Consider the following 12991-nt stretch of genomic DNA (forward strand, 5'->3'; position numbering starts at 1 on the left):
GAAATCTGATGAACCAGGAAGTCCTGAATATCTTCAATCCGGTCCAGGCCGCCCCGACCTTCGACCAGATCCGCATTGCTCTGGCCTCGCCCGAAAAGATCCGCTCGTGGTCGTTCGGCGAGATCAAGAAGCCCGAGACCATCAACTACCGGACGTTCAAGCCCGAGCGTGACGGCCTGTTCTGCGCCCGTATCTTTGGCCCGACCAAGGACTACGAATGCCTGTGCGGCAAGTACAAGCGCATGAAGTACAAGGGCATCATCTGCGAGAAGTGCGGCGTCGAGGTCACCCTGGCCCGCGTCCGGCGCGAGCGGATGGGCCATATCGAACTGGCCAGCCCGGTCGCCCACATCTGGTTCCTCAAGTCCCTGCCGAGCCGCATCTCGATGATGCTCGACATGGCGCTGAAGGACGTGGAGCGGGTGCTCTACTTTGAGTACTACATCGTCACCGAGCCGGGCCTGACCCCGCTGAAGCAGCACCAGCTGCTGTCGGAAGACGACTATATGCGCTTCCAGGAGGAGTTCGGGGACGACAGCTTCACCGCCGAGATCGGCGCTGAGGCGGTCCAGGGCCTGCTGCGCGCCATCGATCTGCCCAAGGAGGCCGAGAAGCTCCGCGAGGACCTGCTCACCACCACCTCGGAAATGAAGCTCAAGAAGACGTCCAAGCGTCTGAAGCTCATCGAGAGCTTCATCGAGAGCGGCAACAAGCCTGAATGGATGGTGCTGTCGGTGGTTCCGGTGATCCCGCCGGAACTGCGCCCCCTGGTGCCCCTGGACGGCGGCCGCTTCGCCACGTCCGACCTGAACGACCTCTATCGCCGGGTCATCAACCGGAACAACCGCCTCAAGCGTCTGATCGAGCTGCGGGCCCCTGACATCATCATCCGCAACGAAAAGCGGATGCTGCAGGAGTCCGTTGACGCCCTGTTTGACAACGGCCGTCGCGGCCGGGTCATCACCGGCGCCAACAAGCGCCCCCTGAAGTCCCTGGCCGACATGCTGAAGGGCAAGCAGGGCCGCTTCCGTCAGAACCTGCTCGGCAAGCGCGTCGACTATTCCGGCCGTTCGGTCATCGTGGTCGGGCCTGAGCTGAAGCTGCATGAGTGCGGCCTGCCGAAGAAGATGGCGCTCGAGCTGTTCAAGCCGTTCATCTATGCGCGCCTGGACGCCAAGGGCCTTTCGGGCACCGTCAAGCAGTCCAAGCGCATGGTCGAGCGTGAGCAGCCGGCGGTCTGGGACATCCTCGACGAGGTGATCCGCGAGCATCCGGTGCTGCTGAACCGCGCGCCCACCCTGCACCGTCTCGGCATTCAGGCCTTCGAGCCCAAGCTGATCGAAGGCAAGGCGATCCAGCTTCACCCGCTGGTCTGCACGGCCTTTAACGCCGACTTCGACGGCGACCAGATGGCCGTCCACGTGCCGCTCTCGCTGGAAGCCCAGCTGGAAGCCCGCGTGCTGATGATGAGCACGAACAACATCCTGTCGCCCGCCAATGGTCGCCCGATCATCGTGCCGTCGCAGGATATCGTGCTCGGCCTCTACTACCTGTCGCTGGTCAAGGACGGCGAGCCGGGCGAAGGCAAGGTGTTCGCCGACCTGGGCGAAATTGAAGCGGCGCTGAACGAAGGCGTCGTGACCCTGCACTCCAAGATCCGCTGCCGCTATACCGAGATGAACCCCGAGGGCGAAGTGGTCCGCCGGATCATCGACACCTCGCCGGGTCGGATGAAGATTGCAGCGCTGTTCCCGCTCAACGCCGCGGTCAGCCACAAGCTGCTTGAGAAGAACCTGACCAAGAAGGAAATCGGCAATCTGATCGACACCGTCTACCGCCACTGCGGTCAGAAGGCGACGGTCATCTTCGCCGACCAGATCATGGGCCTGGGCTTCCGCGAGGCCGCCAAGGCCGGCATCTCCTTCGGCAAGGATGACATCGTCATCCCGCAGCGGAAGAAGCCGATCGTCGAGGAAACCCGCAAGCTGGTCGAGGAGTACGAGCAGCAGTACGCCGACGGCCTGATCACCAAGGGTGAGAAGTACAACAAGGTCGTTGACGCCTGGGCCAAGGCCACCGACCGCGTCGCCGACGAAATGATGCGCGAGATCTCTGAGGGCGTTAAGGGCGCGGACGGTCGTGAATCCGAGATCAACTCGGTCTTCATGATGTCCAACTCCGGCGCCCGTGGCTCTCAGGCGCAGATGAAGCAGCTCGGCGGCATGCGCGGCCTGATGGCCAAGCCGTCGGGCGAGATCATCGAAACGCCGATCATCTCGAACTTCAAGGAAGGCCTGACCGTCCAGGAGTACTTCAACTCCACCCACGGCGCCCGTAAGGGCCTGGCCGACACCGCCCTGAAGACCGCCAACTCGGGTTATCTGACCCGTCGTCTGGTGGACGTGGCGCAGGACTGCATCATCACCGAGGAAGATTGCGGCACCACCCGGGGCATCACCCTGGGCGCCGTGGTCGAAGGCGGCGACGTGCTGGTCTCGCTCGGCCTGCGTATCCTGGGCCGCTCGTCGGCCGAGGACATCAAGGATCCGAACACAGGCGAAGTCGTCATTCCCGCCGACACCTATCTCGACGAGAAGATGATCGAGCTGGTGGACAACGCCGGCGTGCAGTCGGTCAAGGTTCGCTCGGTCCTGACCTGCGAGACCAAGACCGGCATCTGCGCCACCTGCTATGGCCGTGACCTGGCTCGCGGCACCCCGGTGAACATCGGTGAAGCAGTCGGCGTCATCGCCGCCCAGTCCATCGGCGAGCCCGGCACCCAGCTGACCATGCGGACCTTCCACATTGGCGGCACCGCCCAGGTGGCCGAGCAGTCCTTCTTCGAGAGCGCCAACGAAGGCGCCGTGAAGGTCATCGGCGGTAATGTGGTCCAGGCCGGCGACGGCGAGTTCGTGGTCATGAACCGGAACCTGCAGATCATCGTGCAGGTCGATGGCAAGGACCGTGAGTCCTACAAGCCGCCTTATGGTGCGCGCCTGAAGGTCAAGGACGGCGACAAGGTCAAGCGCGGTCAGCGCCTGGCCGAATGGGACCCCTACACCACCCCGATCCTCACCGAAGTGGGCGGTCGCGTCCGCTTCGAGGACCTGTTGGAGAACGTCTCGGTCCGTGACGAAGCCGACGAGGCCACCGGCATTTCCAACCGCGTGGTCACCGACTGGCGCGCCTCAACCAAGGGCAGCGACCTGCGTCCCGCCGTGGGCGTGATCGACGCCGACGGCGCCTTCAAGCGCATCGCCAACGGCGGTGAGGCCCGTTACCTGCTGCCGGTGGGGGCCATTCTCTCCGTCGGCGACGGCGACGAGGCCAAGCCCGGCGAGGTCCTGGCCCGTATCCCCACCGAGGGCGCCAAGACCCGCGACATCACCGGCGGTCTGCCGCGGGTGGCCGAGCTGTTCGAGGCCCGCCGGCCGAAGGACTGCGCGGTGATCGCGGAAATGGAAGGCCGGGTCGAGTTCGGACGCGACTACAAGAACAAGCGTCGGATCAAGATCACTCCGGAGGACGGCGGCGAGCCCGTCGAATTCCTGATCCCCAAGGGCAAGCATATCGCGGTCCATGACGGCGATACGATCCGCAAGGGCGAGTACATCATCGACGGCAATCCTGATCCGCACGACATCCTGCGGATTCAGGGGATCGAGGCCCTGGCCGAGTTCCTCGTCGATGAGATCCAGGAGGTCTATCGCCTCCAGGGCGTGCCGATTAACGACAAGCACATCGAGACCATCGTCCGCCAGATGCTGCAGAAGGTGGAGATCCTCGAGACCGGCGACACCGGCCTGCTCAAGGGCGACCATCTCGACAAGATCGAAGTGGACGAAGAGAGCGCCAAGGCCGAGGCCCGCGGCGGTCGTCCGGCGATCACCCAGCCCGTCCTGCTGGGCATTACCAAGGCGTCGCTGCAGACCCGCAGCTTCATCTCGGCGGCTTCCTTCCAGGAAACCACCCGCGTGCTCACCGAGGCTTCGGTCCAGGGCAAGCGCGACACCCTGGAAGGCCTGAAGGAGAACGTCATCGTGGGCCGGCTCATTCCCGCCGGCACCGGCTCGTATCTGCGCAACCTCCAGCGCATCGCCGCCAAGCGCGACGAGGCCCTGGCCGCGAGCCGCGAGACCACCATGGAGCCCCTCCCGGAGGTTATCGCCGCCGAGGCCCAGGCCGAGACGATCGACAACTAAGCCAGGCGCCCGCAAACGGGATCATGGTGAGACAGACAGACGGCCCGGGGGCGACCCCGGGCCGTTTTTCTTTGGCGCGGCGGCAAAGCTTTGCCATGCGGGCGACCGTTGGCTAACCTCACCTGGGGTTGAGGGGGATTTCCATGCGCGTCCTGATGCTGATGGCGCTTGCGGCGTGGGCCGTGGGCGCGACGACGGTGGTGGCTGCGCCGCCGCCGGCGGCGGCCTTCGCCCGGCTGGAGGCGATCCAGGATGCGGCGATCTCGCCGGACGGGTCGCGGGTGGCCCTGCTCGGCGGCCCAGCCGGCGCGCGGTCCCTCAACATCGCCACCTTGGACACCGCCGACAACACCAGCCTTCCTCTGGGCGATGTAGAGGCCGTCGAGATTCGTTGGGCCGGGAACGACTACGTCGTCGTGCGCGTCCGCTTCTACGAGAAACTCGCCCAGCGCCGCGACTATGAGTTCGAGCGGAACATCGTTGTCGACCTCCAGGGCGAGCCCGTCGCCAATCTGATGTCGAATGATCACGCGAGCCGGTATCTGCTCCGTCAGTCCATCGTCCGGGTCGTCGATGAGCCCAGGCCAGAAATCTATGTCATGAGCTTCGGGTGGCAGTTCCGGATGTCACTCTGGCGGGTGGACCCGGCCACGGGGCACGGCCGTATCGTGGAGAATGGCGGCCATTCGACCGACTACATCGAGCCAGATTCAACCGGTGAAGCCCGGGTGTTGCTGGAGAGCGACGATGACGAGGTCTGGGTGAGGGCTCGGCCCAAGGGATCGACCAAGTGGACCAAGATCTGGTCCCAGGAACCCGAGACAGGGGAGGGTTACTATCTCGGCTATTCGGACCCTGAAGACGCTGTCTATTTCACCGAAAGACGGCCTGATGGCTATCAGGTGGTGCGCCACCGGCTGACGACTGGCGCCATTGAGCCAGTAGGCCAGGTTCTGGCGCATGAGCCGCGGTTGTTGCGAGATCCCGTCCGAGGCCTCGCCCTGGGTATTTCGGCAGGGGCCGAAAAGCCGGTCCACTATTGGCTGGATGACGAGATCGGCGGGGTGCACAGGCAACTCAGCGCGGCGTTCCCAGGTCAGCGAGTGTCGTTCTACAACTGGTCGCTGGACCGTACCCGATACGTTTTCTCGACCTCCTCCCCAGACCATCCGCCAAACTACTATCTGTTCGACAGCCAGAAGCGGGAGGTCTCGCGCCTGGGTTCGGCCTATCCGGAGCTCGAAGGCGCTGCGTTCGGAACCACGCGATGGATCACCTATAAGGCCCGTGATGGCCTCGAAATACCAGCCTACGTCACCATGCCGCCCGGAGATCAGGGCGGGGCCGCGCCCCTCGTGGTCCTGCCGCATGGTGGACCGTCCAGCCGTGACGTCTACGCCTTTGACTGGCTGACCCAGTTCCTCGCCACCCGCGGCTATGTGGTGCTGCGGCCGCAGTACCGTGGCTCCACGGGGTTTGGCCTCGCCTTCGAAAAGGCCGGACATGCCGAATGGGCGGGAAAAATCCAGACTGACATCCTCGATGGGGTGACCACCTTGGCGGGGGATGGGGTGATCGATCCTGATCGTGTCTGCATCGTCGGCTGGAGCTTTGGTGGCTATTCGGCCCTCACCAGCGCCTTCCAGTATCCTGAGGCCTACAGGTGTGCAGGCTCGGTGGCCGGTCTCAGCGATCTGCAGATGCTCCAGCTCCACATGGTCCGTCGAGCCGGCCGCAACTCCGGCAGCTTTGGGTATCTGAGGAAGGCCCTGGGCAATGCGGGGCGCGACAATCTACGCGCAGGATCCCCGATCAATCAGGTCGATAGGTTTGCTATTCCGGTCTTGCTCGTCCACGGCGCCCTCGATACCACCGTGCAAATTGAACACTCCGAGTACATGCGAAACGCCATGGTCGCGGCAGGCAAGGATGTTCAGTTTATTCGCCTCGATGACGATAATCATAACCTTTACAAAGCCGCCAACCGACTGACGATGTTGGACGCATTGGCGGTTTTTCTTTCGAATAACCTGAATGAATCAGGGGTCACCGATGATCACTAATTTTTCGGCGGGGAATCCCATGCGCGTCCTGATGATGATGGCGCTGGCGGCGTGGGCCGTGGGTGCGACGACGGTGGTGGCTGCGCCGCCGCCGGTGGCGGCCTTCGCCCGGTTGGAGGCGATCCAGGATGCGGCGATCTCGCCGGACGGGTCGCGGGTGGCCCTGCTCGGCGGCCCAGCCGGCGCCCGGTCCCTCAATATCGCCACCCTCGATCAGGCTGGAGCCAAGACGGTCTCCCTGGGAGATGTTGAGGCGGTCAGCATCGACTGGGCGGGCGATGACTATGTGATCGTCCGGGTCGGTTACTGGGAGAAGTTCGGCCCCCGTAGTCAGGCGCGCTTCGAGCGCAACGTCGTGGTCAGCGCCGGAGGTGAGGTCGGGGCCCTGTTGCTCTCCAACGACCATGCCAGCCGCTATGCGACGGGCCAGCCCGTCGTGCGGGTGATTCACGGACCTAAGCCGGTCATCTATCTGATGGGGCTGCAGCAGACCATCGACCGCTCCAATGTGGACAGCCGGATCGTCCAAAAGGGGGACGAGCAGGACTTCAAGTGGTCGCTCTGGCGGGCCGATCCTGGCACGGGACATGGGCGGATCGTCGAGAACGGCAACTTTGACTCCGTCTATTTCGAACCGGACTCCGAGGGTGAGGCGCGGGTTCGTCTGGAGGTTGATCCGAAGGTCGCCAAGGCGCGCGTCTTCGCCCGCGCCAAGGGGCAGCGCCGTTGGACCGAAATCTGGCGCGAGGAGTCCGGCGGCGACTACCTCGGCTACTCCGACCCTGAGGACTCGGTTTATCTCCTCCAGGTGAATGAGGCGGGCCAACAGGTCATCCGTCATCGCCTCGCCGATGGCCAGATTGAGCGCGTCGGAGAACCCAGTCCTTACCAGCCGCGGTTGGTGCGTGACCCGTACACGGGCCAGGCGCTCGCCTTGATGGCGGGCGGCGAGACCATGGCCGTCCAATACCTCGACCCCGAGATCGGCGCCGTGCACGGGCTGCTCAGCCGGGCCCTTCCGGGACGCGACCTGGGCCTGGTGAGCTGGTCGCAGGACCGGAAGCGTTTCGTCATCGTCGCTGAAGGCGCTGATGCTCCGCCGGTCTGGTACCTGTTGGATTGGAGCAAGAAGGAGCTGTCGCCGCTGGGCTCGGCCTTCCCCGAGCTTGGCGAGGCCCAACTAGGTGCGACAAGGTGGATCACCTACCAGGCCCGCGATGGCCTGCAGATCCCTGCCTATCTGACCCTTCCCCCAGGCGGCCGGGCGACGGGTCTGCCGCTGATCGTTCTGCCGCACGGCGGACCGGCCTCCCGCGACACCAACAGCTTCGACTACCTGACGCAGTTTCTGGCGACCCGGGGCTACGCGGTCCTCCGGCCTCAGTTCCGCGGCTCCCGGGGATTTGGCCAGGCCTTTGAGGATGCGGGGCGCGGAGAGTGGGCCGGCAAGATGCAGACGGATCTGCTCGACGGGGTCGCCGCCTTGGGGGCCGACGGCCTGATCGACCCGCGGCAGGTTTGCATCATCGGGGCCAGCTATGGTGGGTACGCCGCCCTGGTGGGGGCCACGCTGCACCCCAGCGCCTTCCAGTGCGCCGCAGCGATCGCGCCGGTGACAGATCTGCAGATGCTGCAACTCCATGTGGTGAGGGCGGCGGGGCGTGATTCCGGCATGTTCACCGGCTTCCGCGATCAACTGGCCAACGCCACCCGCGAGCAGATGGTTGCGGCGTCCCCTGCCAACCACGCCGCGGCGGTCACCGCGCCCATCCTGCTGATGCACGGGGAGCAGGACACCGTCGTGCTGCTCGACCACTCAGTGCTGATGAAGAACGCCCTGGAGCGGGCGGGCAAGTCCGTCGAGCTCCTCACCTTCGAAGGTGAGAACCACTACTTCTATCGCCCCCAGAGCCGGGCGCGGATGCTGGAGGCTCTGGATGGCTTCCTCGCCACCCATCTGCCGGCATCGTAGCTTAGGCTTGGCGCCGTTCCCGCACTTCCCGTTTCACCGGCGTTATGAAATGAGTGCGGCGACGGCGCCCCTGGCTGAGACGGAGTATTTGCATGCGTGGACTTTGGATGATCGCAGGTCTCGCCCTGAGTCTTGTGGCCGTCGAAGCACAGGCTCGGCCGCTGCCTGCGGGGGGCGTGACGGCGGCCGAGGTGATCGAGGTGCTGCAGGCCAACGGCTACCGCGCCCAGGCCGACGTGGACGGGGTCGGCGACCCGATGGTTCGAAGCGCCACCGATGGGAGCAACTTCGCCATCTACTTCTACGGCTGCGAGCGGGAACGCTGCACGACCATTCAGTTCGGTGTGGCCTTCAGTATGAAACAGTCACCGGGTCTGGCGAAGATCAATGAGTGGAACCGCGAGATGCGGTTCGGCCGGGCCTATCTCGACGCCGAAATGGATCCCGTCGTGGAGATGGATGTCGACCTTGAGCTCGGCGGCACGACCGAACAGCTCCAGAGCGTCATCGGCACCTGGGCCGCCCTGGTTCCAGCCTTCAAGGACTTCATCGACTTCTGACCGCCCTCGGGGCTAGAGATCGGGCAGGGGGTTCATGACCGGCCCGCCGCCCGTCGTGCTGATCCCCAGCGGTGGCGAAGTCTGATCTCGATAGGCCCGGTCCGCCGCCTTCCGGGCGGCCGCTCTATTCAGGGTCTGCTGCTTGTCCCCGTCCATCAAGGGGGGGCGATAGGGAGCATTTTCCGCGCCCCTGGCGAAGCGGGCGAGACAGGCCGCGCGTTCGGCTTCATTCAGCCGGGATATGTCAGGATGGCTGCAGCCGAAGGTCTGCTGCAGGGCGGCCCTTAGTCGCGCCGCCTGCGCCGCCGCCCGAGCCGCCGTCTGCGGGTCGTCCACCCCGTCGGCGAAGATGGGCGCGGCTGGGGCCGGCGGCGAATCGCGCTCGTCTCCAGACGTCTGCGGCCGCCGCGGCGTGAGGGTGCGAATCGCCAGGTCCGACGGCGGTGGACGGCGCCCTCCCGTAATCATCGGCGGCGCCAGGACGATCTCGAAGATCGGTCCCTCCTGTGGCGACAGAACAGGTGGCGCCATCTGGGTCAGGGCCATGAGCGCAGCCACATGCAGGGCTACGACCAGGGTTATGGCCGCCAGGGTTCTCAAGCCGCGCGTCATCGTCCCTTCCGGCCGCCTACGGCCAAGCTGGGGGAGGCGGGGGGCGAAACTGTGGCGTTCAGACCCCAGCGGGGCGTCAGGTTGCGCAAACATTGACGGGCCGGGCCGGGGCGAGTATGAACCGCGCTCCTTTGAGGCCGGGGATGATGTCCCAGGTCTCGACGGACCCGAAAGTCTTGCAAGGGACGGCTCGCCCGCCGGAGCGCTTCACCAATGCGCGCCGGCGAGTTTTCGTGTTCAGAGCCGGGCTTGACGACAAAACGAAACACGACCCTTCAACGGGGCGCATCGGCCCAACGGCACACGCCCCCATAAGCCTAGGAATGGCGCAGAGAATATATGCCCACGGTCAACCAGCTGATCCGCAAGCCGCGCAAGGACAAGCCTTCGCGCAACAAGGTGCCGGCCCTGAAGGGCTGCCCGCAGCGTCGCGGCGTTTGCACGCGCGTCTACACCACCACCCCCAAGAAGCCGAACTCGGCTCTGCGGAAGGTGGCCAAGGTCCGTCTGACGACCGGCATTGAAGCGGTGTGCTACATTCCCGGCGAAGGCCACAACCTCCAGGAACACTCCGTGGTGCTGATCCGCGGCGGCCGGGTGAAGGACCTTCCCGGCGTGCGCTATCACATCCTGCGCGGCGTGCTCGACACCCAAGGGGTGAAGGATCGCAGGCAGCGTCGTTCGCTCTACGGCGCCAAGCGTCCTAAGTAAGGATCAGAAGACATGTCCCGCCGCCGTCGCGCAGAAAAACGTCAAGTCCTTCCCGACCCGAAGTTCGGGGATCTCGTCGTCACCAAGTTCATGAACTATGTGATGTACGAAGGTAAGAAGGCCGTCGCCGAGAACATCATCTACGGTGCGTTCGATATCCTGGAAGCCAAGCGCAAAGACCAGGGCCCGCTGGAGACCTTCCATGCGGCTCTGGAAAATGTTGCGCCGGGCATCGAGGTCCGCTCTCGCCGGGTTGGCGGCGCGACCTATCAGGTCCCCGTCGAAGTCCGTCCCGAGCGCCGTCGCGCCCTGGCCATTCGCTGGCTGGTGACCGCGGCGCGCAAGCGCGGCGAAAACACCATGACCGAGAAGCTGGCCGGTGAACTTCTGGATGCTTCGACCAATCGCGGCGCCGCCGTGAAGAAGCGCGAAGACACCCACAAGATGGCCGAGGCGAACCGCGCCTTCTCGCACTACCGCTGGTAAGATCGGTCATCCATCGCTTTCCGGCGCGGGCGGTTTGAGCTAAACCGCCCGCGCCGTTCGTTCAGCACATCGACCGGCAGCTATCTCCGGACCTCTTTCAGCAAAGCCTTCCGTTATGGCCCGTACGCACCTCATCGAAGACTACCGCAATTTCGGCATCATGGCCCACATCGACGCGGGCAAGACGACGACGACGGAGCGGATTCTCTTCTACACCGGCAAGAGCCACAAGATCGGCGAAGTCCATGACGGCGCGGCCACCATGGACTGGATGGAGCAGGAGCAGGAGCGCGGCATCACGATCACGTCGGCCGCGACGACGTCCTTCTGGAAGGGCAAGCGCCTCAACATCATCGACACCCCCGGCCACGTGGACTTCACCATTGAGGTCGAACGCTCCCTGCGCGTGCTCGATGGCGCGGTGACGGTGCTGGACGGCAACGCCGGCGTCGAGCCCCAGACCGAGACGGTCTGGCGCCAGGCTGACAAGTACAATGTTCCCCGCATCGTGTTCATCAACAAGATGGACAAGATCGGCGCTGATTTCGAGAAGTCGGTGGAATCCATCCGCGACCGTCTGGGCGCGAAGGCCGTTCCGATCCAACTGCCGATCGGTTCGGAATCCTCCCTGCGCGGCCTGATCGACCTGGTCCGCATGAAGGCCGTGGTCTGGGAGAATGACGGCCTGGGCGCCGCCTTCACCGACGAAGAGATCCCCGCCGACATGAAGGACAAGGCCGATGAGGCCCGCGCCTACATGATCGAGAATGCGGTTGAACTCGATGACGAGGCCATGGAGGCCTATCTGTCGGGTGAAGAGCCGTCGGAAGAGACCATCAAGAAGTGCCTGCGCAAGGCCGTCCTGAATGGCGCCTTCTATCCGATCCTCTGCGGCTCGGCCTTCAAGAACAAGGGCGTGCAGCCCCTGCTCGACGCGGTTGTCGACTATCTCCCGTCACCCCTCGACATCCCGCCGACACCGGGCATCGACTTCAAGACCGAAGAGCCGGTGGTGCGTCGCGCCTCGGACGACGAGCCCCTGTCGGTCCTGGCGTTCAAGATCATGGACGACCCCTTTGTGGGCTCGCTCACCTTCTGCCGCATCTATTCGGGCAAGCTCGAAACCGGCATGGGCCTGCTGAACTCGACCCGCGACCGTCGCGAGCGGGTTGGCCGCATGCTGCTGATGCACTCGAACAACCGCGAGGACATCAAGGAAGCCTATGCCGGCGACATCGTCGCCCTGGCCGGCCTCAAGGACACCCGCACCGGTGACACCCTGTGCGATCCCGGCAAGTCGCCGGTCATCCTGGAGCGTATGGAGTTCCCCGCGCCGGTCATCGAGATCGCCGTGGAGCCCAAGTCCAAGGCCGACCAGGAGAAGCTCGGTGTGGCCCTGGCCAAGCTGGCTTCTGAGGACCCGTCCTTCACGGTCTCCACCGACCACGAGTCGGGTCAGACCATCCTCAAGGGGATGGGCGAGCTGCACCTGGACATCAAGATCGACATCCTGAAGCGTACCTATAAGGTTGAAGCCAATATCGGCGCGCCGCAGGTGGCCTATCGCGAGAGCCTCGGTCGTCGTTGCGAGATCGACTACACCCACAAGAAGCAGACCGGCGGTACGGGCCAGTTCGCCCGCGTGAAGCTGGTGTTCGAGCCGGGCGAGCCGGGTTCGGGCTTCGTGTTCGAAAGCTCGCTTACCGGCGGTTCGGTGCCGAAGGAATACATCCCCGGCGTTCAGAAGGGCATCGAGTCGGCCAAGGACAACGGCCTGCTGGCCGGCTTCCCGCTGATCGACTTCAAGGCGACCTTGATCGACGGCGCCTATCACGACGTCGACTCCTCGGTGCTGGCCTTCGAGATCGCCTCCCGCGCGGCCTTCAAGGAACTGCGCGAAAAGGGCTCTCCGAAGCTGCTCGAGCCGATCATGGCCGTCGAGGTGGTGTCCCCGGAAGAGTATGTGGGTTCGGTCATCGGCGACTTGAATGGTCGTCGCGGTCAGATCCAGGGCCAGGACATGCGTGGCAACGCGACGGTGATCAACGCCTTCGTGCCGCTGGCCAACATGTTCGGCTATGTGAACACCCTCCGGGGCATGTCACAGGGCCGCGCTCAGTTCACCATGCTGTATGACCACTACGAGCCGGTCCCGCAGCATGTGGCTGACGAAGTCATCAAGAAGTACGCCTAAACCTTCCATCCCTAGTTAGAGGACGAGCCCGGACAGGGCTGGAGCTTGAAATGGCCAAAGAGAAATTCCAACGCAATAAGCCGCATTGCAACATCGGCACGATTGGTCACGTTGACCATGGGAAGACGACGCTGACGGCGGCGATCACGATGACGCTGGCGAAGTCCGGCGGTGCGACGGCGAAGAAGTAC

At 64.4% G+C, this 12991-nt stretch carries 9 protein-coding genes; 8 read left to right on the forward strand and 1 reads right to left on the reverse strand.

Going from position 1 to position 12991, the window contains the following annotated elements:
• Positions 1–8 precede the first annotated feature (8 nt).
• The 4 genes from rpoC to Q8K84_RS08030 all read left to right on the forward strand — a co-directional run bounded on the left by rpoC (position 9) and on the right by Q8K84_RS08030 (position 8797).
• Positions 9–4202, forward strand: a complete 4194-nt coding sequence (gene rpoC / locus Q8K84_RS08015) for a DNA-directed RNA polymerase subunit beta' (RefSeq protein ID WP_305282083.1) — start codon at positions 9–11, stop codon at positions 4200–4202.
• A 143-nt stretch (positions 4203–4345) separates the two neighbouring features.
• Positions 4346–6265: a S9 family peptidase gene (locus Q8K84_RS08020; RefSeq protein ID WP_305282084.1), complete on the forward strand. Its 1920-nt coding sequence runs from the start codon at positions 4346–4348 to the stop codon at positions 6263–6265.
• 19 nt (positions 6266–6284) lie between these two features.
• Positions 6285–8237 carry a S9 family peptidase gene (locus tag Q8K84_RS08025; protein WP_305282085.1) on the forward strand — a complete coding sequence of 651 codons (1953 nt, stop codon included), beginning with the start codon at positions 6285–6287 and terminating at the stop codon, positions 8235–8237.
• A 92-nt stretch (positions 8238–8329) separates the two neighbouring features.
• Positions 8330–8797: a YbjN domain-containing protein gene (locus tag Q8K84_RS08030; protein WP_305282086.1), complete on the forward strand. Its 468-nt coding sequence runs from the start codon at positions 8330–8332 to the stop codon at positions 8795–8797.
• Between the two features lie 12 nt (positions 8798–8809).
• Here the strand turns inward: Q8K84_RS08030 and Q8K84_RS08035 are convergent, their stop codons facing one another.
• Positions 8810–9409 (reverse strand): hypothetical protein, encoded by a 600-nt coding sequence (locus tag Q8K84_RS08035; protein WP_305282087.1) that lies wholly within the window; start codon positions 9407–9409, stop codon positions 8810–8812.
• 339 nt (positions 9410–9748) lie between these two features.
• On the opposite strand from Q8K84_RS08035, the gene rpsL reads away from it, so the two are divergent.
• The 4 genes from rpsL to Q8K84_RS08055 form a co-directional block, all read left to right on the forward strand.
• Positions 9749–10120 (forward strand): 30S ribosomal protein S12, encoded by a 372-nt coding sequence (rpsL, locus tag Q8K84_RS08040; protein ID WP_293317138.1) that lies wholly within the window; start codon positions 9749–9751, stop codon positions 10118–10120.
• Positions 10121–10132: 12 nt separating this feature from the next.
• A complete protein-coding gene (gene rpsG / locus Q8K84_RS08045; RefSeq protein ID WP_305282088.1) occupies positions 10133–10606 on the forward strand; it encodes a 30S ribosomal protein S7 in 474 nt (157 codons plus the stop codon).
• A gap of 115 nt (positions 10607–10721) precedes the next feature.
• Positions 10722–12800 (forward strand): elongation factor G, encoded by a 2079-nt coding sequence (fusA, locus tag Q8K84_RS08050; RefSeq protein WP_305282089.1) that lies wholly within the window; start codon positions 10722–10724, stop codon positions 12798–12800.
• 50 nt (positions 12801–12850) lie between these two features.
• The coding region (locus Q8K84_RS08055; protein ID WP_305279417.1) for a GTP-binding protein at positions 12851–12991 on the forward strand (141 nt) is incomplete at its 3' end.

It is taken from the genome of Phenylobacterium sp. (genome assembly GCF_030679875.1).
Lineage (GTDB): Bacteria > Pseudomonadota > Alphaproteobacteria > Caulobacterales > Caulobacteraceae > Phenylobacterium.

What these genes read in the sequence shown, in the direction of transcription:
- rpoC (WP_305282083.1), top strand. Translation starts at nt 9, where the DNA reads ATGAACCAGGAAGTCCTGAATATCTTCAATCCGGTCCAGGCCGCCCCG.
- fusA (WP_305282089.1), top strand. Translation starts at nt 10,722, where the DNA reads ATGGCCCGTACGCACCTCATCGAAGACTACCGCAATTTCGGCATCATG.
- Q8K84_RS08035 (WP_305282087.1), bottom strand. Translation starts at nt 9,409, where the DNA reads ATGACGCGCGGCTTGAGAACCCTGGCGGCCATAACCCTGGTCGTAGCC.
- Q8K84_RS08030 (WP_305282086.1), top strand. Translation starts at nt 8,330, where the DNA reads ATGCGTGGACTTTGGATGATCGCAGGTCTCGCCCTGAGTCTTGTGGCC.
- rpsG (WP_305282088.1), top strand. Translation starts at nt 10,133, where the DNA reads ATGTCCCGCCGCCGTCGCGCAGAAAAACGTCAAGTCCTTCCCGACCCG.
- Q8K84_RS08020 (WP_305282084.1), top strand. Translation starts at nt 4,346, where the DNA reads ATGCGCGTCCTGATGCTGATGGCGCTTGCGGCGTGGGCCGTGGGCGCG.
- rpsL (WP_293317138.1), top strand. Translation starts at nt 9,749, where the DNA reads ATGCCCACGGTCAACCAGCTGATCCGCAAGCCGCGCAAGGACAAGCCT.
- Q8K84_RS08025 (WP_305282085.1), top strand. Translation starts at nt 6,285, where the DNA reads ATGCGCGTCCTGATGATGATGGCGCTGGCGGCGTGGGCCGTGGGTGCG.